We start from the raw sequence: 24,810 nt of genomic DNA on the forward strand, positions 1-24,810 counted from the left end.
TTGAGAGGTGTCACACGTGCAAATAAAAGATTTATTTACTAAGAAAAAATATGCAACGATACCTTCGGAACCACGCAAGCGTGAAGTTCCTGAGGGCTTGATGAATAAGTGCTCCAAATGCGGCACGATTCAGTATAGCAAAGAGTTGGAAAAGAATTTAAAGGTATGCTCCTCCTGCGGCCATCATTACCGGCTAAGCGCATTGGAGCGTATTGCATTAACGCTCGATGAAGGGCATCTGGTAGAATACGATGCCAATATGGAATCCATCGATCCTCTAAACTTTCCAGGTTACGCGAGCAAGCTAGAGCAGCAGAAGAGCAAGTCGAGTCTTCGCGAAGCTGTTGTAACAGGAGAAGGTACGATTGGTGGTTTTCCTGTCGTCGTAGCAGTCATGAGCTTTGATTTTTTCACTGGCAGTATGGGATCCGTAGTTGGAGAGAAAATTACAAGAGCGATCGAAGCGGCTCATGCGAAGCAACTGCCGCTTCTTATTTTCTCTACATCCGGCGGTGCCCGGATGCAGGAAAGTATTTTAAGCTTAATGCAGATGGCCAAAACGAGCGCGGCCCTTTCAAAGTTTCAAGGTGCCGGGGGTTTGTTTATTTCGATTTTTACCGATCCTACTACGGGCGGGGTTTCGGCTAGCTTTGCGAGCTTGGGCGATTACAATTTGGCCGAGCCTGGCGCGTTGATCGGTTTTGCCGGACGAATTGTTATCGAACAAACGATTCGCCAGAAGTTGCCTGATGACTTCCAGACGGCTGAGTTTAACTTGCAGCATGGCCAATTGGATAAAGTCGTACACCGCAAAGATATGAAACCTACGTTAGCAAAGCTGCTCGATATGCATTGCGTAAGGGAGGAAACATCCTATGGCGGGTGAGCTGCCTTTTGAAAAACCGTTGAACGACTTACGGCAGAAGGTAACTGAGCTTAAGACCTTAAGCGTGGAGAAGGGTATCGACTTCACGGAAGAAATTCGAGGTCTTGAGCTTAAGTGCAAGCAGCTGGAAGAAGAATTGTATAGTGAGCTGACTCCGGCTCAAAAGATGCATATGGCGCGCCATCATCAGCGTCCGACATCGTTAGACTTCATTCAAACGGTATTTACCGATTATATGGAGCTTCATGGAGATCGTCTGTTTGCAGATGATCTTGCCATCGTTGGTGGCCTAGCTAAGATAAACGGTGTTCCAGTTACTGTTATTGGACACCAGCGCGGCAAGGATACTCGTGAGAATATTGCTCGTTTCTTCGGCAGTCCTCATCCTGAGGGCTTCCGCAAGGCGCTTCGACTAATGGAGCAAGCGAACAAATTCAAGCGGCCAATCATTACTTTTATTGATACGAAGGGTGCTTATCCGGGCAAAACCGCCGAGGAGCGAGGTCAATCGGAAGCGATTGCGCGCAACCTGCGGGAAATGGCCGGCTTCGGCGTGCCTATTATTTGTATCGTTATTGGTGAAGGCGGCAGCGGGGGAGCACTCGCTTTAGGCGTAGGAAACCGTGTATTAATGTTGGAAAATGCGATTTACAGTGCAATCTCGCCAAATGGAGCTGCATCCATCTTGTGGAAAGATGCTTCCAGGGCAGATCAAGCAGCTGAAGCAATGAAGATTACAGCCAAAGACTTGTTAGAATTTGGTGTAATTGAGGACATTGTTCCGGAGCCGCAGGGCGGCGCACATAAGGACTTGGCATTTCAAGCGGAGCAAATTAAGGAAAAGCTGTGGCAGCATTTACAAGAACTTATGAAAATGAGTGCTGAGCAGCTTATCGAAGATCGGTATAATAAATTCCGTAAAGTCGGTCAATTCAAGATAGTTGAAGAGCCCGGAGATGTGGCGAACGGAGCAGTTGCTGATACGAATATCGGTATAAAAGCGGACGCGGTAAATGTTTCTCAGGAACAAGCGCCGGAAGCAACTCCGACCGTTCAATAGTGAATAATATGTAAAAATGATTATTTCACTGTACAAGCAGTGGGTTGTCATGTCAGTATAGTAAAGAATATCAGGCAGTATACGGAGGAAACTTAACATGCGTAAAACGAAAATTGTTTGTACTATCGGTCCATCCAGCGAATCACTGGAAAATACAAAAAAACTAATCAATGCAGGGATGAACGTTGCCCGTCTTAACTTCTCACACGGAGATTTTGAAGAGCACGGCAACCGTATTAAAAACATCCGCATTGCAAATGCAGAACTTGGTACTTCGGTAGCGGTTTTGCTAGATACGAAGGGTCCGGAAATTCGTCTTGGCAAGCTGAAAGAAGAGCCTATTGAACTTAATCAAGGCGAACTCGTTACGCTTACTACAGAAGAAATTTTGGGTGATCGCAACCGTGTTCCAATTACTTACAACAACCTTCCAAACGATGTAACAATCGGTTCGACTATCCTAATTGATGATGGTTTGATCGGATTGACAGTTGAAGAGGTTAATGGCACCGAAATTGTTTGCCGCATCGTAAACAGCGGTCCAATTAAAAGTAAAAAAGGCGTTAACGTTCCTGGCGTGAAAATTTCATTGCCTGGTATTACGGAGAAGGATGCAAATGATATCGTATTCGGTATCGAGCAAGGCGTAGACTTCATTGCAGCATCTTTTGTACGTAAAGCAAGCGACGTGCTTGAAATTCGTGAATTGCTTGAGCGTCACAATGCTGGTCACATTCAAATCATCTCCAAAATCGAAAACCAAGAAGGCGTAGACAATCTCGATGAGATTCTTGAGGTTTCAGACGGTCTTATGGTAGCGCGTGGCGACCTCGGCGTTGAAATTCCAGCTGAAGAAGTTCCACTCGTACAAAAAAATATGATTAAAAAAGGTAACCGTGTAGGTAAGCCTGTCATTACAGCAACACAAATGCTCGATTCCATGCAGCGCAATCCACGTCCAACTCGCGCAGAAGCGAGTGACGTTGCAAATGCGATTTTTGACGGTACAGATGCGATTATGCTTTCCGGCGAAACAGCTGCTGGTAGATATCCAACTGAATCGGTACAAACAATGGCTCGTATTGCTGAGCGTGCTGAAGCAGCTTTGGAATACCGTGAAATTTTCACAAAACAAGCCAATGCACAACAAGTTTCCGTTACGGAAGCAATCAGCCAAGCTGTTGCTAACTCGGCTCTTGATCTTGGTGCAAAAGCGATCATCACATCGACACAAAGCGGCTTTACGGCTCGCATGGTTTCGAAGTACAAGCCTAAAGCTCCAATCATTGCTGTAACAACTGATGAGAAGGTATTGCGTCGTCTATCTCTCATTTGGGGCGTATTTGCAGTACTTGGTCCAGATGCGGATACAACGGATGAAATGTTCGAAAATGCTGTAAAAGGCGGCATGAGCACTGGTTTCCTAAGCTTGGGAGATACAGTTGTTATTACGGCTGGCGTTCCAGTTGGTCGTGCGGGCACTACAAATCTTATCAAAATCCACCACATTGGTGAGCTTTTGGCACAAGGACAAGGTATCGGCAGCCAAACTGCTATCGGTAAAATTGTTGTAGCACGTACACCACAAGAAGCAATCGCAAAAACAACTCAAGGTTCTATCTTGGTAACGATCTCCACAGATAAAGAATATATGCCTGCATTTGAGAAAGCTGGCGCGGTTATTACAGAGCAAGGCGGAATTACTAGTCATGCTGCTGTGGTTGGCCTTAATCTTGGAATCCCAGTTATTCTTGGAATTGAAAATGCGACTGAATTGCTGCAAGATGGCATGGAAGTAACCATCTATGGCGAAACTGGCGTTATCTATCACGGCCAATCAAAAGTACTGTAATAAAACAGTGCCTTTCTTAACAACAATATAGTACAAAAACAAAAAGCGATGGTGATCTCACCGTCGCTTTTTGCTAATCTGTTAGTCATAGCAAGTTAGTTGTAAAAGACTTGGGGGGACATTTATGATTTCAGCTTCCACTTGGTATCTGCATCCGCTGCGTGTTCGTTATCAGGAAACCGATCAAATGAGTGTTGTATTTCATGGGAATTATGTAACTTGGTTCGAGATTGGACGTACTGAATGGATAAGAAATGCGGGTTATGACTATAAAACGATCGAAGAAAAAGGGTTGCTGCTGCCGGTTATAGATTTGCAATGCCGATATGTACAGCCAGCCCGTTATGACGATACTGTAGTCGTTTGTACTCGAATTGCTGATTGCACTCCATTACGCGTATCCTTTGAATCGCAAGTTAGAAGGGTAACGCTGGATGATTTCCATGCCTCAGTACGATTAGAAGGTGAATCACTGCCTGGCGAGCTGCTCGTAGAGGGCGGAACAAAGCATGTATGGGTCAACGAGGCGTGGCACCCAGCGCGCTTAAACAAAGTAATGCCTGAGTTATACGAATTGCTGCGTACAAAGTAAGTTTGCAATGCAAACCAAGCTTATGCTTACGAAGTAAGTTTGCTACGCGAACCAAGCTTATGCTTACGAAGTAAGTTTGCTACGCAAACCAAGCTTGTGCTTACGAAGTAAGTTTGCAACGCAAACTTTGGAGGAGGTCCAATCATGTATAAATGGCTGTTGGCGGTTTTTATTGTTGTTCCTTTAGTTGAGCTGTGGGGTATCTTTCAGGTGAGCAGCTGGATCGGGGGCTGGAACACTTTTTTTATACTGATCCTCATGGGTTTGGCAGGTGCTTATTTGGCTCGAATGGAAGGCCGTAGAGTATGGGGAGAGGCCCAACGTCAAATGCAAGCCGGACAAATTCCAGGACAGTCGCTTTTAGATGGATTATGTGTGCTGGCAGGAGGCATTTTGCTGCTGATGCCAGGGTTTTTATCTGACATCTTAGGCATTTCATTGCTCATTCCGTTCACAAGAGTCTTTTATAGACAAATCATGCTGCGTGAAATAGAAAAAAGAATACGAAACGGCAACTTCAAGATCGGAAGATTCTAATTTTTACGTGACATTTACAAAAGGTTAACATGGCAATAATAGTCATGCGTCATAATGACATAGACACAAGTCGTTTCCTGTCGTTAATATTAGTATTCTTGATATGCAATAGGAAGAATAAGCTAAAAAAAATCAGGTTTATTTTGCAAAATTACTCAGGAGGCGTGAGAAATGACCAAGCTTTTGTCCAACTATGTAAATCGTGACTTAAGTTGGATCGAATTCAACCGAAGAGTTCTTCAAGAGGCGCAGGACCCGAGCAATCCGCTGCTTGAGAGAGCAAAGTTTTTGGCCATCGTCTCAAGCAATTTGGATGAATTTATGAGCGTGCGTGTTGCTGGCATACAGATGCAGATGAGAGCTGGCTTGTCCAAAATTGATTTTACGGGCTATACGCCTTCAGGACTATGGAAAAGGCTAATTAAGCGTGCTACTCAAATGGTACACGATCAATACCGTACATACAGGGAAGTATTCCGCAGTTTGAGCCGTGAGGGAATTTTTATTCGTTCGCTTGATGAGCTTAATGTAACGCAGACGAAGGCAGTCTCGGATTATTTTCATGAAATCGTATTTCCAGTTCTTACTCCTATGGCTGTTGATCAGAGCAGACCGTTCCCACTCGTTCATACAAAAGAGCTGTATTTAGCAGTGCTTTTAAGGCAAGAGGGAGATCCTGCTGAAGAAGAGCCATTATTTGCGATTGTGCAGGTACCTTCTATTTTGCCAAGATTCGTACCCGTTCCTGGACGGATTAACAGCAAGAAAACGGAGTTTGTGCTTCTTGAGGATTTAATTGAACAGTTCATAGATACCTTATTTAATGGATATATCCCGTTCTCCGTTAATCCGTTCCGTCTAACAAGGGATGCAGATATTACGCTCAATGAGGAGGATGCAGAGGATCTGCTTGAGGAAATCGAGAAGGAGCTGCGTCGCCGTCGCTGGGGAATTCCTGTTAGGCTAGAGGTTTCCAAGGGGATGCATCCTTATGCGCTCGAAATGCTTACGGAAGAGCTCGAAATCGAAGATAATTTATTTGAAATCGACGGTCCGCTTGATCTAAGTTTTTTGATGAAGTTTGCAGGTGCAGTACCGGGCAATGATAATTTGCGGTACGAGAAGCTTGAGCCTATTTATCCAAGAGAGTTTGACCACACCGACGATATGTTTGAGGTCATCCGTCAGCGGGATGTATTGATGTACCATCCTTATGAATCATTTGACGCCGTTAATGACTTTGTCATGCAGGCTGCATATGATCCCGACGTGCTTGCGATAAAAATGACGTTATACCGTGTGAGCGGCCAGTCTGCGCTCGTTCAAGCACTTGCAAAGGCAGGTGAAGCTGGAAAACAGGTAACGGTCGTTGTAGAGCTAAAGGCGAGGTTTGATGAGGAGCGGAATATCGCTTGGGCACGCCAGCTGGAGAAAGCTGGTTGTCATGTTGTTTATGGGCTTGTTGGTCTGAAAACACATGCAAAAATTTTGTTAGTCGTAAGGCGTGAGCAAGGTACACTGCGTCGTTACGTGCATGTAGGAACAGGAAATTACAATGACAGCACGGCAACTTTATATACGGATATTGGACTTTTTACATCTCACCCGATAATCGGCGGCGATGCTTCAGCATTGTTCAACGAAGTTACGGGTTATTCATCACCTTATGAGTGGAAAGCATTTGGAGTTGCACCTTCTGATTTGAAGGAAAAGCTATATCGGCTAATCGATCGAGAAAGACTGAATGCAGTAGCTGGAAAGCCAGCACGCATTATTGCCAAAATGAACTCATTATCGAATCAAGAAATGATTGATAAGCTTTATGAAGCCTCTCAAGCCGGGGTGAAAATCATTCTAATCGTCCGCGGGGTATGCTGTTTGCGGCCGGGTGTTCCTGGACGAAGTGAAAATATTCAGGTTATTAGCATCGTTGACCGTTTTCTGGAGCATGCGCGGATTATGTACTTCTATAACGGCGGGGAAGAAGAGGTGTACTTGTCGAGTGCGGATTGGATGACCCGTAACCTTACAAGAAGGATCGAGCTCATGTGTCCAGTATTTGATCCGACGCTCAGACAAATATTAATCAAAATGCTTCAGCTCAATATCGATGATAATGTAAAAGCTCGCGAATTGCAGCCGAACGGTACTTACGAACACATTTCTAGTGTTGATAAGCAGCCGTTCCGCAGTCAATTCGAGGCTAAGGTTATAGCGTCTTGGAAGGGACTTGCGTAGCCGAATAGTCAAGACTCGGTGTGAATCCCCAAAGTTTCTTGAATTCGCCGGCGAACTCTTCTACTTCACGGCGCTCAACAGCAAGCGTGCTGCGCGGCTGGATTGGCCGGAGCAGCAGCTGAGTGCCGGATAATAGAACATTTAGCTGAGCAATGGCCTGCGTTTCCCCTCGATCAAGCGCGGTCGATAGCTGCAGCAATGCGCCAAGCTTATATATAACATCAAGGTCGGTTTCGTTAAGCAGCTCCTTATATTCGGAAATGTGCTGACGAGCCCGGCCTTTGCTTTTGTATGATGCGATAGCCGCTGTCATAATCATTTCACGATGTGTCAACCCATTCAACTGGGAATTGATAATGAGGTAGAAGGAATGTCTCGCATATTCGTAATAATCGATGGATGCGCCGATTCGGAACAACTGAGATGCCGTATCAAGCAGCACTCTTGATTGAGGCGTCAATGGATGGACATAGTTCAGGACGTCATAGATCTCGAGCGAAATTCGATTGACCTGCTGCACATGCTGCTTTGGCGCTTCCGGGTGCAGGGCACTTAAGTTCGTTAGGCTATATTTAAGCACATCATCGAGTTTTGGACGATTAGGGAACCTCGTCGCATGGAACAAGCCATCACGCAGGCCAGCACCGCAAACGCGATAATAAGATGCCTTTGTTGCACGGAATAATACGCGTAAAATAGCTACACCGGGCACAACGACATCGGCTCGGTCTTTGGACAAGCCTGGAAGTTTGCGTCTTTTATCAAGTGGAAGCTTGCGCATTTGATGAAAAAGCTCATCGACGTGCTCGCTCGTAACCGGATAATTATGCGTTTGCGGAAATGGGTATTTAAGTGCCGCTTGATGCATTTTTCCTAGCGCACGCACCGTTCCTCCGACACCAACAAGCGGTAATCCTGTTGTTTCTCCAATCCAGGTCTCGTTTCTAGCAGCATCAGCAACGATGGCTTCAAGCGCCTTCAGGTCATCATCTTGGAGCATGCCTTTTGTACCGAAACGTTTGTTGAAGCTTACGCATCCAAAAGGGAAGGATACAGAATGAACGAGTACGCGGTTGCGAAATAAAGACAGTTCGGTACTTCCGCCGCCAATATCAATAAGAAGGCCGTCGCGTATATTGAGCGAATTAATCATGCCGAGAAAACCGTACGAGGCTTCATCCTCCCCGGTGAGCAATTCGATGGACAAACCTGTGTCCGTTTTAATACGATTAAGGATTTCTGAACGATTATTTGCATTTCGAATAGCCGCAGTTGCGACTGCACGAATATGGCTAGTATGATTATGTGTGCAAATCATGGTAAAATGATTCAGCGTGTCGATTAGTTCGTCGATCGCTGTACCTGGAAGACATCCGTCTTCATCGATACGTTCGCTTAGTCTCGCAGGCCGTTTACTGCTATCCGCCACACGATGAGCGCCATTTGCAGTCCTCTCATAAACAACGAGACGGACAGAGTTGGAGCCTATGTCAATAATTCCGATGCGTTGTCCTGTCATGTAGCGCCTCCAATACGGCAAATTTTGCTCCGTAAGTTCTCTTTTTGACATTTTACCACTTTATCCGATTCTGTAAAAATAGTTTATGCAGCGGCTAAAAATGGTGCGAATAGGGAAAAATGCAGTTTGAGCATACGACGTGAAGCGGTGAAATAATAAGCGAAAAAAATATTAATGATGCTGATAAAGCATTTTTATGTCCGTATTTGTTCACATAGTTGCCAAAATCATTTATGATTAAAGGCGATGGTACAAAAAACGAACCCCTTTTATTGTTTACGATAACCACGTTAAAGGAGAGAGAACGATGACAGCAACTAAAGGTCTGGAAGGAATTGTCGCAGCGGCGTCCTCCATCAGCTCAATTATTGATGGCGTATTGACATACCGCGGTATAGATATTGACGATCTTGCGGAAAACGCTACTTTTGAAGAGGTTGCCTACCTGCTATGGTACGGTAAACTACCTAATCGTTCTGAGCTTGATGGACTGCAAAAGCAATTGGATCAATTTGCAGCGCTTCCAGAAGGCGTGCTTAATCAAATCAAGCTATATCCAAAAAACACAAACTCGATGGCTGCGCTTCGTACGGCAGTATCTAGCCTAGCATTGTACGATGACTCTGCAAACGATATGTCACCTGAAGCGAATCAATTGAAAGCAATTAAATTGCAGGCGCAACTGCCAACTATTATTGCTGCATTTGCACGTATCCGCCTGGGACAAGAGCCTGTAGCTCCAAAGCAAGGTGTATCTATTGCTTATAATTTCTTATATATGCTTACTGGAAACGAGCCGGCTGAAGTTGCTGTTAAGGCACTTGATCAAGCGCTCGTTCTTCATGCTGACCACGAATTGAATGCGTCGACATTTGCTGCTCGTGTAACGGTAGCAACTTTGTCTGACATTTATTCGGGCGTAACGTCCGCGATTGGCGCTTTGAAAGGTCCTCTTCATGGCGGCGCGAACGAGGCAGTTATGGTTATGCTTGAAGAAATCGGTTCAACTGCTAACGTTGAAAGCTTTATTAACAACGCGCTTGCGAACAAACACAAAATTATGGGCTTTGGTCACCGCGTATACAAAAACGGCGATCCACGTGCGAAACATTTGCAAAAAATGTCCCGCGAGCTTGGCAAGCTGACAGGCAATATGGAGCTTTACGAAATGTCTGTTAAAATTGAAGAGTTGGTAACTGGACAAAAGGGCTTGAAGCCAAACGTTGACTTCTACTCCGCATCTGTCTACACAACGCTTGAAATTCCACGTGACTTGTTTACACCAATTTTTGCGATCAGCCGGGTATCCGGATGGAGTGCACATATCCTTGAGCAGTATCAAGATAACCGCTTGATTCGTCCACGTGCTGACTATGTGGGTCCGGTTAATGCGAAGTACATTCCGATTGAAAAGCGTTAATTCGTGAAATAAGTTACAATGGAAAGAGAGCGAACAAGCTCGTCGCTCTCTGTTCTCTAAATATAATCAGTTGGAAGTCTACTTTTACAACCAAGATTATATTTCAAAACGACATCATATCAACTCATACTTGCTATTAAGCAAGTACAATTCTAAGGAGGATTTTATTCATGGCTAAGTTCGAAAAATTCGCGCTTCCAACAGAAGGCGAACAAATCACAATTGACAACGGTGTTCTTCAAGTTCCTAACAACCCAATTATTCCTTTCATCGAAGGCGACGGTACTGGCCGCGACATTTGGAAAGCTTCAAAACGCGCACTTGATGCAGCGGTAGAAAAAGCTTATAACGGCGAGAAAAAAATCGCTTGGTACGAAGTATTTGCTGGCGAAAAAGCATTCAATGCATACGGTGAGTGGTTGCCTGCTGATACATTGACAGCAATCCGCGAATATATCGTTGCAATTAAAGGACCATTGACTACGCCTATCGGCGGCGGCATTCGTTCATTGAACGTTGCACTACGTCAAGAACTTGACCTTTATACTTGCTTGCGTCCTGTTCGTTACTTCACTGGCGTACCTTCACCAGTAAAACGTCCTGAGCTTGTTGATATGGTTATTTTCCGTGAAAATACAGAAGATATCTATGCAGGCATCGAGTACCAAGAAGGTTCTGCAGAAGTGAAGAAAGTAATCGAATTCCTGCAAAACGAAATGGGAGCTAACAAAATCCGCTTCCCAGAAACTTCCGGTATCGGCATTAAGCCAGTATCGAAAGAAGGTTCTAAACGTCTTGTTCGCGCAGCTATCGAGTATGCGATCAAACATAGCAAAAAATCAGTTACTCTTGTACACAAAGGCAACATCATGAAATACACAGAAGGCGCGTTCAAAAACTGGGGCTACGAAGTGGCTGAAGAAGAATTCGCTAACGAGACTTTCACATGGGGTCAATATGACCGCATTAAAGAAGCAGAAGGCACTGACGCTGCAAACAAAGCACAAAAAGATGCAGAAGCAGCTGGCAAGCTAATCGTTAAAGACGCAATTGCGGATATCGCTTTGCAACAAGTACTTACTCGTCCGACTGACTTTGATGTTATCGCTACATTGAACTTGAACGGCGACTACTTGTCCGATGCTCTTGCAGCACAAGTTGGCGGTATCGGTATTGCTCCGGGCGCGAACATCAACTACTTGACTGGACACGCAATTTTCGAAGCAACTCACGGTACAGCTCCGAAATACGCTGACCTTGACGTAGTAAACCCAGGTTCCGTGATCCTTTCCGGCGTAATGCTTCTTGAGCACCTAGGCTGGCAAGAAGCGGCTGACCTTATCTATAAAGGTATGGAAGCATCGATCAACAACAAAACAGTAACTTATGACTTCGCTCGCTTGATGGAAGGCGCAACAGAAGTAAAATGTTCCGCTTTCGCAGACGAAATCATCAAAAACATGTAGTCTTTTTCCCAAACATAAGGGGGGCATTTGCCCCCCTCATCTTATATTCATTTGTTCTTCGCACCGTGAATGGCGTCCTGCAGGGACACATTCCCCATGCGAGCAACTGTTGAGCGTGTCCCGCAGGGACGAAAGCGAGCCACGCTCAACAGTTGCTAAGGTGCGTCCTCTGCCCCTCCTACGTTAGTCTAATTCGCAGGTGTCCAGAGGGCGCAGCGCCTTGGGGTCCTCCCTTGGAAGGGAGGATTTAGGTGGGTTCGAAAACGCACTTGAGAGGCTGTAAAGTGAAAATGGGGGTCAAAGGGGTCTCCCCTTCAGGGTCTCTCCTTCAAAATAAGTTTTACGGGAGGTTTTACAAATGGCGATTAAGCGTAAAAAAATTACCGTAGTAGGAGCGGGCTTCACAGGCGCTACTACTGCACTTATGCTAGCTCAAAAAGAACTAGGCGATGTTGTTCTTGTTGATATCGAACCGCTTGAAAACCCGACTAAAGGTAAAGCACTTGATATGCTTGAAGCAACTCCTGTACTTGGAGTAGATGCAAACATTATCGGTACTGCCAACTATGAAGATACAAAAGATTCAGATGTTGTAATCATCACGGCTGGTATCGCTCGTAAACCAGGCATGAGCCGTGACGACCTTGTTAGCACGAACGCTGGCATCGTAAGATCTGTTTGTGAAAACATCAAAAAAACAAGCCAAAATGCTTATGTAATTATTTTAAGCAACCCGGTGGATGCAATGACTTATGCTGCATTCCAAACGCTTGGTTTCCCTAAGAACCGTGTAATCGGTCAATCAGGTGTTCTTGATACCGCTCGTTATTGCACATTTATTGCGCAAGAGCTTAACGTATCCGTTGAAGATGTTCGCGGCTTCGTGCTTGGCGGACACGGTGACGATATGGTTCCACTCGTTCGTTACTCGAACGTTGGAGGCATTCCAATCGAGAAGCTTATTTCTGCAGAACGTATTGAAGCAATCGTACAACGCGCTCGCTTTGGCGGCGGCGAAATCGTGAACCTGCTAGGCAACGGCAGCGCGTATTATGCGCCAGCAGCTTCGCTAGTTCAAATGACAGAAGCCATCCTAAAGGACAAAAAACGGATTATTCCGGTTATCGCTTTGCTTGAAGGCGAATATGGTTATGAAAACTTGTTTATGGGTGTGCCAACAATCATTGGCGGCGACGGCATAGAGAAAGTGCTTGAACTTGATTTGACTGCTGATGAGAAGGCTGCTCTTGATAAATCCGCTCAGTCCGTACGCAACGTTATCCAAGTAGTAACAGGCGAGTAAGCAAGCTAAATTGCTGCTTTTATAAATGAATGCGTTTGGGAGGACCCTGACAGAATGCTGCCAGGGTCCTCCTGTTTATGTTTAAGGCAAAAAATACTTTGGGAGGGGTACAGGTTGATCGAACAAGCGAGACAAACCTTGAAACAGGTATATGGCTATGACTCTTTCCGCAAAGGACAAGAAGACATTATATCGGGAATTATGAATGGACAAGATACACTTGCTATTTTGCCAACCGGCGGCGGAAAGTCGATATGTTATCAAATTCCATCCATGCTCCTGCCGGGAACGTCTCTAGTTATTTCGCCGCTCATCTCGCTCATGAAGGATCAGGTTGATGCGCTTAGGCGGGTTGGGGTATCAGCAGCGTTTCTTAACAGCTCGTTAGGAGCAGCTGAATATCGAGATGTGATGCGAAACGCGATGATGGGAGAGTATAAGCTGCTGTATGTTGCGCCTGAACGCCTTGATGCGCCTATGTTCCAATCCTTATCTGAGGCACTCTCTATCCCGCTCATTGCGATAGACGAAGCTCACTGCGTATCGCAGTGGGGGCATGATTTCCGTCCAAGCTATCGTCAGCTTGCAGGATGGATTGCTCGAATGAAGGATCGGCCGCTCGTTGCGGCGTTTACGGCTACGGCTACAACAGAGGTAGCGCTTGATATTTCAGAAATGCTCAAGCTGCGTGACCCAAGTATCTTTGTTACCGGCTTTGCCAGACCGAATCTGTCTCTCTCCGTCGTTACAGGTGTGGATAAGAAAAAGTTTCTTGAGAGCTTTATTGCGGGGCGCAAGGAGCAATCAGGCATTATATATGCAGCAACTAGAAAAGAAGTCGAGAATGTATATGAGCAGCTAACGCGCAGAGGCATTCAAGCAGGCAAGTACCACGGAGGATTGTCGGATGTTGAGCGTGCCGACACACAGGAGAAGTTTCGATTCGATGAGATTCGTGTGATGGTCGCAACGAACGCTTTTGGAATGGGCATCGATAAACCAAACGTTCGTTATGTGCTGCATTGGCAAATGACAAGCGATATTGAATCCTACTACCAAGAAGCGGGACGTGCTGGCCGTGACGGTGAGGAGAGCGAATGCATCCTTTTGTTCGAGCCTGCTGATATGCAGGTACAACGCTTCCTGATTGAACAAGGCACTGGGGACTCAGAGCGTAAGTCGATTCAGCTCTCTAAGCTTCATACCATGATGAACTACAGTCGGACGCAGCGTTGCTTACAACAGTTTATCGTCGATTATTTCGGTGAGACGGACGTTGTAGCATGCGGAAAATGCAGCAGCTGTCTCGATAAGAGTGAGCCAGTTAATCGGACGGAGGAAGCGAAGATGGCGCTCTCCTGCGTTGGTCGAATGAAAGGTCGATTTGGCGTAACGATGGCTGCCAAAGTATTGAAGGGATCACGTGATAAACGTTTGCTCGAATTTGGGCTCGATCGTTTATCTACCTACGGTTTAATGCGTCATTTGCCCGAGAAAGAAATTGCAGATTGGCTATATTGGCTCGTTGCTGAAGGATTCTTAAAACTCAGCGAAGGGCAATATCCAGTTGTCTCCCTAACTGCGAACGCGCTGCCGGTACTGGAAGGCCGTGAATTAATCATGCAGAGAGTTAGGGCAATCGTTCGTCAGGCAGCCTCCAATGATACGGCAGCTTCTTCACCTTTATTCGATGCGCTCAAGCAATGGCGTAAAGAGAAAGCAGCAACAGAAGGTGTTCCTCCATTTATGTTGTTCTTTGATGCAACACTGCGGGAAATCGCAATGGCTCGTCCGCAAAACGAAGATCAACTGCTTAGCGTGAAAGGGATTGGTTCAGCGAAGGCGGAGAAATACGGAGAAGATTTGCTCTCCATTATTCATTCGTTCGCAGGCGAGAGTCAAACCGAAGGAATGGTTACAACTGCGGCTAGAGGTCCTTTAGCTGCCAAGAAGATTGAATCTAGTGATGAGCAGCCGAGTCACTTCGCTACGCTCAAATTGTTTCAAACGGGGTTGGAGCCGGGTGAAATAGCGAAGGAACGCGGATTAAGCAAAGTAACGGTTGAAGGACATATCATTCGCTGCGCGGATGAAGGCGAAGAAATAGATTGGAGCAGAATCATCCCGGCAGAATATGAACAATTGATCGTCCAAGCGATTGGCGAGCAAGGGATTGATAAGCTGCGTCCCATAAAGGATGCTTTGCCTGAGGAAGTTACTTATTTTGCAATTCATGGGGTTATGAGTAAATATGGCTTCAAATCTTAAATCCGAGAGACATTCGATAGGAGTTGGCTTTCTTATTAATGTGTGAAAATTTCGGGAACGATTAAGAACTAATTCAACAAAAAAGTGTATAAAGCTTCGGTTCAGGAGCATAGTCATTTGAAAAAAATCTCGTTTCTGATAAACTATTCATAGAATCAATTTTGGCAATTGCGAATCGTTGATTACGCTTTACCAAAACAGGAGGAGTTAAAATGTTTAAAGTAATGTTATTTTTGCACGTGATTGGTGCAGTAGGGATGGGTTTTTATATCGTTCTTCCAATCATGCTGGGAAGAGCTACTAAGCTTGCTGGAGTCGGACAAGGCGGACTAGCTGACGGCTTGCGTTCGGCGAATCGAATTGCACAGTATTTTCTAGTTTTGCAGTTGCTAACAGGCGGATATTTGATGTCTCAAGCTGATTACACCGTAACATGGATGGTTCTTATTGTTTTGCTATTCTTAGGCATAGCTGCATTAGGCGGAATTATTTCCAAGCCGCTTAAGCTTGTTGTTGCTTCCATTCAAGAAGGCAAAAGTGCAACCGCGCATATTAACAAAGCTCGCGTGATGAGCATCATCGTATTGGTGCTTTATATCGCTATTATTTACTTCATGAAGTTTCCGATGATTGAAGGCTAATATTGATAACGCCGAATATATAACGCTATAGGGGGATTTTTACGTGTTAGAATCATCGCCGCAAATTGTAACGTTTGGCGAATCAATGGCTTTGTTTATGCCGCAGGAGCATAAGTCAATCGAACGCGCCGCTACGCTGGAACAAAGCTTTGGCGGAGCGGAAAGCAATGTCGCAATTGGACTTGCACGTCTAGGCTCCTCTGTTGGCTGGTTCGGTGCTCTCGGCGACGACCCGTTTGGCAAAATTATTTTGAAAACGCTGCGTGGAGAGGGTGTAGACGTATCTCGCGCTCAGCTTAGCTCGGAAGCTCCTACTGGCATGATGTTTCGTGAGCATGTAGCTGGTAGAACGGCAGTACATTATTTCAGAAAGCATTCGGCTGCTAGTCGGATGCTGCCTGAGCAGCTTGATGAGAATTACATTCGCGGTGCTAAACTGCTTCATGTAACCGGTATCACAGCAGCGCTCAGCGAAGATTGCCGCAAAACGATTCGCCGCGCTATAGATATTGCGAAGGAAGCTGGTGTGCTTGTCAGCTTTGATCCGAACTTGCGGCTTAAGCTGTGGTCAATTGAAGAAGCACGCGCAACACTGCTGCCGCTTGCGGCAGATGCGGATTACTTTTTGCCAGGATGGGACGAGCTTAAATTATTGTACGATACAGATGATTACGAGCATATTAAAGGTCAGCTGAATGAGCTAAAAGCGGTGTCAATCATTAAAGGCAGAGGCGATACGACGATCGTTCTGAACAAAGGGCAGGAAGAAAGCTTGCCTTTCTATCCAGCCGAGCAGGTAGTGGATACAGTAGGTGCGGGAGACGGTTTTTGCGCCGGGTTCTTGGCAGGAATTATGAAGGGCTTATCCCCTGTAGAAGCGGTACGCCTTGCGAGCATTAACGGATCATTAGTCGTGCAAATGCGTGGCGACTGGGAAGCATTGCCGGAATGGAGTGTCGTCCAGCAGCGGATGTCCGCCAAGGCTTGGGTGGAGCGCTGACAATGGCAGAATTGATCGGAAACAAGGGGCAGCGTCGCCGTGAAGCGCTACTGCAGCTATTGAAGCAGCAGGGACGGGTGACGATCTTGGAAATGGTTGAGCGCTTCGGCTGCTCAGAAGCGACGGCACGTCGTGATCTTGAGCAAATGGAAGCCGATTATCCGGTCATTCGGACGATTGGCGGGGCGATGTACGATGGAATGAACTCGGTAAGGGATTTACCTTTCTCGGAGAAGGAAGGGCTGTCGATCCTGGAGAAAGAACATATCGCGGAATTAGCAGCCTCATTAATTTTGGAAGGCGATGTGATCGGTCTCTCCGGCGGTACGACCAACTTCCTTATTGCCAAGATGTTAAAGTCCAGACGAGGCATCACGGTAGTGACCAATGCGGTTAATATCGCGATGGAGCTGGCGGGCAGCGATATTCAGGTTGTCGTTACCGGCGGCATCATGAGGCATAACAGCTTTGAGCTGTGTGGTCCTTTAGGCGAGGGTATGGTAGCACATTTGCATATCGGAAAGATGTTCATCGGTGTCGATGGTATCTCTGCCGCTGGCGGTATTACGACCTACTCCGAGCAAGAAGCGCAAATCGCTAAAGCACTCATTAAGCGTTCACAAGCGGCATATGCCGTATTCGATCATACGAAGACAGATCGTACCTCGTTATTTTCCATTGCTTCCTTATCCGAGCTGCGGGGTGTCATTACAGATGTCCCGCTCACCGAAGAGCTTGCGGCTGAAATGAAGCAGCTTGGCATTTCTGTGCATGTAACGGATTAACATGATATTCAAAAGAGGTTCCGCTTCAAAAGGTTATATACCTTTTGAGACGGAACCTCTATTTTGGTTGTATTTATTTTATGAGCGCTGAGCTTCATATACAGAACGGCCTTGTACCCATGTCTGCTGTACTTGCATTTGCGAGTCAACCCATACAAGATCTGCTTGCTTGCCGCTTGCTATTGTACCGGTACGGTCGATAATGCCAAGCTGTTTCGCTGCATTGCCGCTTGCCAAACGACTAATCTCTGGTAGTGATAACTTAGTTTGTTCAAGCATAAAGCGTACTGCACCAATCATCGTTAAACAACTGCCTGCAAGGGCATTGCCTTCGCGCAATCTTGCTTCGCCGTCCTTAACGATAACGGCTAAGCCGCCAAGACTATACTCGCCTTCCGGCATGCCGGCTGCGGCCATCGCATCCGTGATCAGTATCACTTTGTCTGAAGGCTTAGCAGCGAGCACCAGTCGGATAGCTGCGGGATGCACATGTATGCCGTCCGCTATAAGCTCGGCCACAATACGGTCATCGGTCAGTACAGCACCAAGTGTACCTGGCTCGCGGTGATGGAGACCACGCATAGCATTGTACGTATGGACAGCTTGCGAGAGGCCGGCATCTGCCGCAGCGATCACCTCATCATAGACTGCATCCGTATGCCCGCAAGCTGTGTTGATCCCTTGCTCAGCTAGCCATGAAATGGTCTCGATTGCACCGCTTTTCTCAGGAGCTAGTGTAAGCTGCCGAAGAAGATCGGGCCATTTGGCATGCCAATGCTGCATCCACTCTAGCTGCGGGGTCTTGATATAGGCAGGGTTCTGAGCGCCAGGCCATACCTCACTTATGAAAGGCCCCTCCAAATGCACACCATATAAAGCTGCGTAAGGCATTTCGCTGATGCGATAATCAGCTACGGCATGCAATACGTCTTCGATCGCTTCCTTGGAAGCCGTCATCGTTGTAGCCAGCATGCCTGTTGTGCCTTGCGAGGCGTGGAATTTGGTTATCTTGTCGAAACTCTCACGGTTGGCATCCATAAAATCAGCTCCGAAACCGCCGTGAACATGCACATCAATAAAGCCAGGAAGAAGCCAACCTCCTTGTCCGTCTATCGCGGATTGTGCATCCGAAGCCTCTGCTGCTTCATTGTCACCTTGAGTGATAATCTTTGTAATCTTTCCATCTTGTACGAAAACACTGCCGTTAACTACCCCGTCTTCAAGCACGATATTTACGTTGTGGATGAACCAGTTTGCAGAGTTTGTGGTCATTTAACTCAACATCCTTCCTGCCTCGCGATCTAGTAGAACAATGACGCGCGGATGTGTTTGCAGCAATGAAGCCGGCACATTAGTCGTAATCGGACCAGTCAATGCTTCTTTTACAATTTCCGCTTTATCAGCACCACGAACAGCAAGCACAATCGTATTAGCTTTCAAAATGGAGCCAACACCCATCGTAATCGCATACTCAGGTACTTCATCCATAGAATCGAAGAAACGAGCGTTTGCTTCACGCGTTTCCTCTTTTAGCTTAACAACGTGAGTTCCGCCCGAAAGGTTAACATCAGGTTCATTGAATCCAATATGACCGTTGTGGCCCAGACCAAGCAACTGAACATCTACCGGACTAGCTTCTAGCATTGCATCATAAGAATTGGATTCTCGCTCGACATCCGAAGCCATGCCATTTGGCAAATGGATCTGGTTTGCGGGAATATCGATGTGCGAAAATAGATGCTGGTTCATGTAGTAGGCGTAGCTTTGGTCGTTATCAGGTTTTACTCCGACATATTCATCCAAATTGAACGTTGTCACATCTTTGAAGCTAACCTTTTTTTGATTGTATAGCTCTACTATTTTGTCATAAATTCCAATGGGTGTCGATCCTGTAGCAAGGCCTAGTACGGCGTCTGGTTTCTCGTTAACGATACCTACAAATAGCTCTGCTGCATAAGCATCTAATTCCTGTTGTGTATCAAATATAATCATTTCCATGTTTATTCCCCCTATAAGGCTTTTGTTAGTTATATTTTATATGAGTTTCGACGGTTTAACAAGATAAAATGATTGTAAAATTCAATTAAATGATTGTAAAAATCATTTGTCTAATATGAGATCAGTGACTTCTAACTAACAAGTTAGGCTCATATTTGTTTGAAGGGGGACACTTTTCTTTATCATGCCACATTTATTAGAAGAACTATTCTAGGCGGAAAGCACAGAGATCCGATTCGTACCATTTGAAACCTAGCTGATTTACCGGCTCAATTTTAAAAGTTTAATGTTGCATTTATCCAATATTAGGGGCAACCCGCTTATTTTTTGTCGATGGGTTTTTCTTATGTGTCAATGTCGTGGAGTTGAGAGCGTGAATCAAAAAATTATGCTAAACTAGTACGTAGTCACTTAGCTGAAATGGTTATGGTTCGTATTGTACAAGCAGACATAATCCTTACATATATGTTCAGCATATTGCTGAGGAATTTAGCAAGTCGTAAACGAATGAAGAAGATAGAGAAGCGAAACGTGAGCTGCGTTGCTATAGAAGGCGTTAGCCGTTTAAGCTTGGGAGGAACAAGCATGTCAGTAGATCAGCAAGCAGCAACTGCAAAGCGCAAAGGAGAGCATATACGTATTTGCTTGCAGGAGCAAGTAAACAGCGTTGGCATTGAAACGGGCTTGGAGCGATACCGCTTTAAGCATAATGCGCTGCCTGAACTTTCCTTCGCTGAAGTAAGTTTGAATACGGAATGGTTCGGCAAAAAACTAGGCGCACCACTTCTCGTTAGCTCCATGACGGGTGGAACGGATGAAGCAGGGGCCATTAATCGTCGATTGGCGGTTGTTGCAGAGACGAGAGGCTGGGCGATTGGTCTAGGCTCCATGCGTGCAGCAATAGAAAACGAACAACTTGCAGCTTCTTTTTCCATTCGAAAAGATGCACCTACCGTACCAGTCATTGCTAACATTGGTGCGGTTCAGCTGAACTATGGTTTTGGAGTGGAATCCTGCCGCAGAGCGGTACATATTGCTGAAGCGGATGCGCTAGTCCTTCATCTCAACAGCATGCAAGAGGTGTTCCAACCTGAGGGAGATACAGATTTTCGCAATTTATTGTCTGCGATTGAGCAGGTTTGTAAGTCGCTTGATGTCCCAGTAGGCGTAAAGGAAGTTGGCTGGGGCATTGATGCAGAGACAGCAGCAGCGCTTGCAGGGGTAGGCGTTTCGTTTATTGATGCTGCTGGTGCGGGTGGTACGTCATGGAGTCAGGTCGAGAAGTTTCGTTCCACGGATGATCTGAGAAGGCAAGCTGCCGAGTCATTCGCCGATTGGGGAATACCTACCGCTGATAGTGTTACGGAAATCCGTGCAATGCTTCCCCACGCTAATATTATTGCAAGCGGTGGATTACGAACAGGCATTGATGCGGCGAAAGCAATCGCACTTGGCGCGAATCTTGCAGGCTTTGGACGTGTATTGCTGCCACAAGCGGCTAACAGCAGCAACCAAATTTCACAGGAACAATTGCTGCAGCAATTCGAGCGTATTGAATTTGAACTGCGTACCGCGATGTTTGGAATTGGTGTTGGAACCATCAATGAGCTGAGTCAAACGAATCGATTAATCCTTAAATAAAATAGTAATTTAAAAAAGAGGTGACCCGAAGCGATATTTTTGCTTCTAGGTCACCTCTTTTTTGCTGCGCAGTGAGACCTTTATTTGATAATACCTGTACCTTCTATTTGGATATTAGGATTGACCACAAATTTAATAGTGGGATAGATGGACTGCCACTGCTTCCAAGCATCGTTTCCGGGATGGGTGGCACGATAACGCAACCCGAAACCCATAGGATCAACGTTAGCCTTTTGGATTTTTTTGAGAAGGGCAAGGCAGGTTTTAGCATATTCCTTATTTAATTCCTGCTCGATAGGCAACCACTGGTCTTCATAAATGCCTTTAGGCGCCTCCTCAAATACGACTTTAATCATGATATCCAGTATAATCGTATCTTGACCGTTCTCCTTGCCAAGATGAAATTTGGAGTGCATCTCAGTAATGGCAACGACTAAATCCAAACCTTGAAACATACCATGCATGGAAGATTTCGTGAAATCTTCAGCGATTTGATTATAAAGCTGTGATTCAGCCGGTGATAAAATAAGCTTTACCCTTTTTTTATCAAGCAGAGCTGTTCGGTTGATAATGAAGCTCTCCTTGCTATCTTTAATGATTACAGGCATCAACGGATCAAGACCTTTCTCCGAGGCACGCCTAGCAAAGTCCGACAAAGATTCTACGTATGTATAGGATGACTCGGTTCCATCTGCTCCGAAACTCAAAAAAAGTGTGTTGCCAGGATAACGCTCTGATACAGGCTTTACATTGAGGATTGTTTCAGCGTCTGGTTTACCAATTGCAATGTCGGCCACGCTCTGAATATCTCTTCTCCTAGACATCCATTGCAAAATGTCCTTATAATTTTGGCGGGCAATTTTCTCGCCAATCAGAAACACTTTGCAATGTCCGAAATCAAGCTCCTTATCGACGTAGGCTTTCAACATGCGAACCCCTTCTGCGATCGATTCAGTATCAATGCTTTCGATTTGCGTTTTTGAAGCACCAGGCTCGATCTTTGGAGAAGGAACAGCAAGCAGTAGTGTGAGACGATAAGGTTTTTTCTCATTTTCCGATGCATCTATGCCTAAGGCGACCACGAAGAATCGTTTGTCAATATCCTTGAACCCGCAGCCGCCGAGTAAACCAAGAGTAAGGATTAACAAAAAGACTCGAAGGGTTATGCTCATACGGCCTTGGACCTCCTTTTGCTAAGCACGAATACCCAAACGACGATTAAAATCTCAACGAACAATCGGATAATGAGCCAATAGGTAGTGATGTACATGTTCATCTTTTCATTCGTCACCAAGAGATACAAGATGGTGAGCAATGCAAAAATACCGACGATGACGTAGTTGGATATCGGCGTTTTGAGACTGTCGAACTCCGGCTTATAGTTCGGGAAGCAAGCTTTCAAAAACTCCATCGCTTGATGCCATCCGGACATCGTGTACACAAGAGTCAGATTCAAGAAAACAATTAAAAATAGAAACAACACACGCTCAATAAAACCGTATTGCATAAGCAGGGAGTCTGCGGTTTGGCTCCAAATATAGACGTATTGGTTCACTCCTTCCGTTCCATGAAAGCCAATCGGCACAAAAAACGTAATCAATAATATGACGGCTCCGAATATCGGATATACGAAGCGGAATTTAAAGCGGAAATTTGGCGGGAAGAGCCGATTGAACAACGAGAGATTGATGTAACCGGTAAAAATAAGGGTAGAGGCTGCTACGCAGGCCAAGGTAGGCATTTCCGTTACGTAATTGGCTATGACATGAATCGCATCCCAATTAAGCTGTGTGCTTCGCACCGCCTTAAACAATATAAAGATGATGATTGGAGCATTTACGATAAAGCCGATTTCAATGATGAACATTACCGAGAGCGTGGAGCGTGTGGCGGCATAACCGCAGGCAATTACGAGCATTGTCAAAATAACTATCGCATTTGCATCCGGATTGAAAAAACGATTGATAAGTATGGCGTAAGCAACAACAACAATCGTAGTTGCAAACCACCACAAAATTGTAAAAAACAGCATGGAGATCGTTACGAGCCATTGCGGGCAATACAGCTTTAATATTTCTGGCAAGCCCTTACCGGGAAAACGGGCCATTGCGCTTGTGTACATATAGACGAGTATCGTACCGATAACAATGCCTACCAGCATGGACGATACCGCACCCGTATAGCGAAACTGTATGAGTATATGCGGGACATACAGCATCAAATTAATGAAGCTGGCAAGTGTAAAGTTGTAAAAAAAATAACGGTTCACTCAATCTTCACCTGCCCAACATCGCCTTCTAACGGTCTTAATTTTCCGAAAATACGCATGTACGGCTTTCCGAAGCTCCTTAGGCTGCATAAATACGTGACATACATAAACATACCAACGGCAACGCCGGTGACGCCAAAGAAAATAGAGATTCCAATTAGTGGATACTTTAAGAAGCGGACTGCAAATGACAACGAATTGACAGGAATAACAAAATTTGAAATGGCTACTACGGACGTAACGATAATCATAATGCTGCTTACGAGACCGGCCTGTTGCGCGGCTTGTCCGAGAATAAGCCCTCCGACAGTCGTAGCTGTAGAACCGATGTAACGAGGTAAGCGTATGCTTGCCTCAATTAGTGTTTCGATCATAAAGAGCATAATAAATACCTCGATGAACGATGGGTAAGGGACAGCAGAACGGCTGCCTGCAATCGAGAAAGCAAGCTGTACGCGAAACAGCTCTGGATTGTAGGAGACGACGGAAATATAGAGAGCAGGCAAGGTGATCGTCAGCAAAGTTGACATATACCGAAGGAAGATAAGAAAACGAGTCATCCAATAGGAGTCGTAATCATCCTCTACCGCATGCATGAAGTCAAAAAAGGTTGACGGCAAAATAATAGCGAACATGTTTCCCTTTAGGAGAATGATTATTTTCCCTTTGGAGATCGCACTAGTAATGCGGTCAGGACGTTCTGTGATAAGGACAGTAGGGAACAAATGCTTGCGATTGCCGACCAAGAGCTTCTCAAGCTCACCTGAGGAATGAAGCATTTCCACGTTAATTGTTGCTAACTTTGTACGTACGTTGTCGAGTACTGAGGGATCTACACGCCGCTGGTCGAATAAGGCGAAAACAGGTGTTTTGGACAATGAGCCAATCGTATGCTCTTCCACAGAGAGATCTGGAGACGGATACATGCTGCGGATAAGGTTGAGCGATATATATATATTTTCGCTTAACGCGATTTGTGGGCCTTGAATAGCGCTTTCCACTTGTGTTTGTGAATTTTCAATACATATAATGCGTTCAGCTTTGAATGAATATATGATGCCATTTGCCTCAATCAGCACATGGCCACGCAGCAGAAGATCCTGCCATTTAGCGACATCTTCAAGTATTTCGTAATCGGGATTTGTATCCAACTGGGATTGAAAAGAATATTCCTCTTTTGTAAAAGGGACGATAATGAAATCACTTATTTTCACTTCTTCGCATAAAGGAACGATATAGGCAATTTCTATTGTCATTTCGCTATTTTTCAAAATTTCTAATTTAATATCGATTGCTTCTGCAAATAATAAGCGGATACGGTCATTCATACGTCTT

Annotated in this window: 20 protein-coding genes; 14 read left to right on the forward strand and 6 right to left on the reverse strand. The window is 45.5% G+C overall.

Features of this window, described 5'->3' with window-relative positions:
• Positions 1–16: 16 nt before the first annotated feature.
• The 6 genes from accD to ppk1 all read left to right on the forward strand — a co-directional run bounded on the left by accD (position 17) and on the right by ppk1 (position 7,165).
• Complete coding sequence (gene accD / locus AC787_RS29705) at positions 17–886, forward strand: acetyl-CoA carboxylase, carboxyltransferase subunit beta (protein WP_054028572.1); 870 nt, start codon at positions 17–19, stop codon at positions 884–886.
• Positions 876–1,946, forward strand: coding sequence for an acetyl-CoA carboxylase carboxyltransferase subunit alpha (locus AC787_RS29710; RefSeq protein WP_082361268.1), 1,071 nt, complete (start codon positions 876–878; stop codon positions 1,944–1,946). Before accD ends, AC787_RS29710 begins: the two co-directional genes overlap by 11 nt.
• Positions 1,947–2,043: 97 nt before the next feature.
• Positions 2,044–3,798 (forward strand): pyruvate kinase, encoded by a 1,755-nt coding sequence (gene pyk / locus AC787_RS29715; RefSeq protein ID WP_054028573.1) that lies wholly within the window; start codon positions 2,044–2,046, stop codon positions 3,796–3,798.
• Between the two features lie 124 nt (positions 3,799–3,922).
• Entirely contained in the window at positions 3,923–4,390 is a 468-nt protein-coding gene (locus tag AC787_RS29720; protein WP_054028574.1) for an acyl-CoA thioesterase, read from the forward strand.
• A 144-nt stretch (positions 4,391–4,534) separates the two neighbouring features.
• Positions 4,535–4,927 carry an FxsA family protein gene (locus AC787_RS29725; protein ID WP_054028575.1) on the forward strand — a complete coding sequence of 131 codons (393 nt, stop codon included), beginning with the start codon at positions 4,535–4,537 and terminating at the stop codon, positions 4,925–4,927.
• 171 nt (positions 4,928–5,098) lie between these two features.
• Positions 5,099–7,165: a polyphosphate kinase 1 gene (gene ppk1 / locus AC787_RS29730; RefSeq protein WP_054028576.1), complete on the forward strand. Its 2,067-nt coding sequence runs from the start codon at positions 5,099–5,101 to the stop codon at positions 7,163–7,165.
• Here ppk1 and AC787_RS29735 read toward each other — a convergent pair.
• Positions 7,137–8,684 (reverse strand): Ppx/GppA family phosphatase, encoded by a 1,548-nt coding sequence (locus AC787_RS29735; protein WP_054028577.1) that lies wholly within the window; start codon positions 8,682–8,684, stop codon positions 7,137–7,139. The genes ppk1 and AC787_RS29735 overlap by 29 nt on opposite strands.
• Before the next feature lie 307 nt (positions 8,685–8,991).
• Between AC787_RS29735 and citZ the strand changes: the two genes are divergently transcribed.
• The 7 genes from citZ to AC787_RS29770 all read left to right on the forward strand — a co-directional run bounded on the left by citZ (position 8,992) and on the right by AC787_RS29770 (position 17,567).
• Positions 8,992–10,104: a citrate synthase gene (gene citZ / locus AC787_RS29740; protein WP_054028578.1), complete on the forward strand. Its 1,113-nt coding sequence runs from the start codon at positions 8,992–8,994 to the stop codon at positions 10,102–10,104.
• Positions 10,105–10,274: 170 nt separating this feature from the next.
• Complete coding sequence (gene icd, locus AC787_RS29745; RefSeq protein ID WP_054028579.1) at positions 10,275–11,570, forward strand: NADP-dependent isocitrate dehydrogenase; 1,296 nt, start codon at positions 10,275–10,277, stop codon at positions 11,568–11,570.
• Between the two features lie 358 nt (positions 11,571–11,928).
• Entirely contained in the window at positions 11,929–12,873 is a 945-nt protein-coding gene (mdh, locus tag AC787_RS29750) for a malate dehydrogenase (protein WP_054028580.1), read from the forward strand.
• Positions 12,874–12,987: 114 nt separating this feature from the next.
• Positions 12,988–15,141, forward strand: coding sequence for a DNA helicase RecQ (gene recQ / locus AC787_RS29755; RefSeq protein WP_054028581.1), 2,154 nt, complete (start codon positions 12,988–12,990; stop codon positions 15,139–15,141).
• A gap of 212 nt (positions 15,142–15,353) precedes the next feature.
• Complete coding sequence (locus tag AC787_RS29760; RefSeq protein ID WP_054028582.1) at positions 15,354–15,782, forward strand: hypothetical protein; 429 nt, start codon at positions 15,354–15,356, stop codon at positions 15,780–15,782.
• A 43-nt stretch (positions 15,783–15,825) separates the two neighbouring features.
• Complete coding sequence (locus tag AC787_RS29765) at positions 15,826–16,782, forward strand: sugar kinase (protein ID WP_054028583.1); 957 nt, start codon at positions 15,826–15,828, stop codon at positions 16,780–16,782.
• A gap of 2 nt (positions 16,783–16,784) precedes the next feature.
• Positions 16,785–17,567 (forward strand): DeoR/GlpR family DNA-binding transcription regulator, encoded by a 783-nt coding sequence (locus AC787_RS29770; RefSeq protein ID WP_054028584.1) that lies wholly within the window; start codon positions 16,785–16,787, stop codon positions 17,565–17,567.
• 78 nt (positions 17,568–17,645) lie between these two features.
• On the opposite strand, the gene nagA is transcribed toward AC787_RS29770, so the two are convergent.
• Together nagA and nagB are read right to left on the reverse strand one after the other, a co-directional pair.
• Entirely contained in the window at positions 17,646–18,839 is a 1,194-nt protein-coding gene (gene nagA, locus AC787_RS29775; protein WP_054028585.1) for an N-acetylglucosamine-6-phosphate deacetylase, read from the reverse strand.
• Positions 18,840–19,565 carry a glucosamine-6-phosphate deaminase gene (gene nagB, locus AC787_RS29780; protein ID WP_054028586.1) on the reverse strand — a complete coding sequence of 242 codons (726 nt, stop codon included), beginning with the start codon at positions 19,563–19,565 and terminating at the stop codon, positions 18,840–18,842.
• A gap of 585 nt (positions 19,566–20,150) precedes the next feature.
• Here nagB and fni point away from each other — a divergent pair.
• Positions 20,151–21,206, forward strand: coding sequence for a type 2 isopentenyl-diphosphate Delta-isomerase (fni, locus tag AC787_RS29785; protein WP_054028587.1), 1,056 nt, complete (start codon positions 20,151–20,153; stop codon positions 21,204–21,206).
• Between the two features lie 80 nt (positions 21,207–21,286).
• On the opposite strand, the gene AC787_RS29790 is transcribed toward fni, so the two are convergent.
• From AC787_RS29790 to AC787_RS29800, 3 genes are read right to left on the reverse strand one after another with little or no spacing between them, the layout of a single operon-like run.
• Complete coding sequence (locus tag AC787_RS29790) at positions 21,287–22,378, reverse strand: Ger(x)C family spore germination protein (RefSeq protein WP_054028588.1); 1,092 nt, start codon at positions 22,376–22,378, stop codon at positions 21,287–21,289.
• On the reverse strand, positions 22,375–23,475 hold the full coding sequence (locus AC787_RS29795) for a GerAB/ArcD/ProY family transporter (RefSeq protein ID WP_054028589.1): 1,101 nt from the start codon (positions 23,473–23,475) through the stop codon (positions 22,375–22,377). The genes AC787_RS29790 and AC787_RS29795 overlap by 4 nt, the downstream gene beginning before the upstream one ends.
• Positions 23,472–24,803, reverse strand: a complete 1,332-nt coding sequence (locus tag AC787_RS29800; protein WP_054028590.1) for a spore germination protein — start codon at positions 24,801–24,803, stop codon at positions 23,472–23,474. Before AC787_RS29800 ends, AC787_RS29795 begins: the two co-directional genes overlap by 4 nt.
• Between the last annotated feature and the right edge of the window lie 7 nt (positions 24,804–24,810).

The organism is Bacillus sp. FJAT-28004 (genome assembly GCF_001280845.1).
Lineage (GTDB): Bacteria > Bacillota > Bacilli > Paenibacillales > Paenibacillaceae > Pristimantibacillus.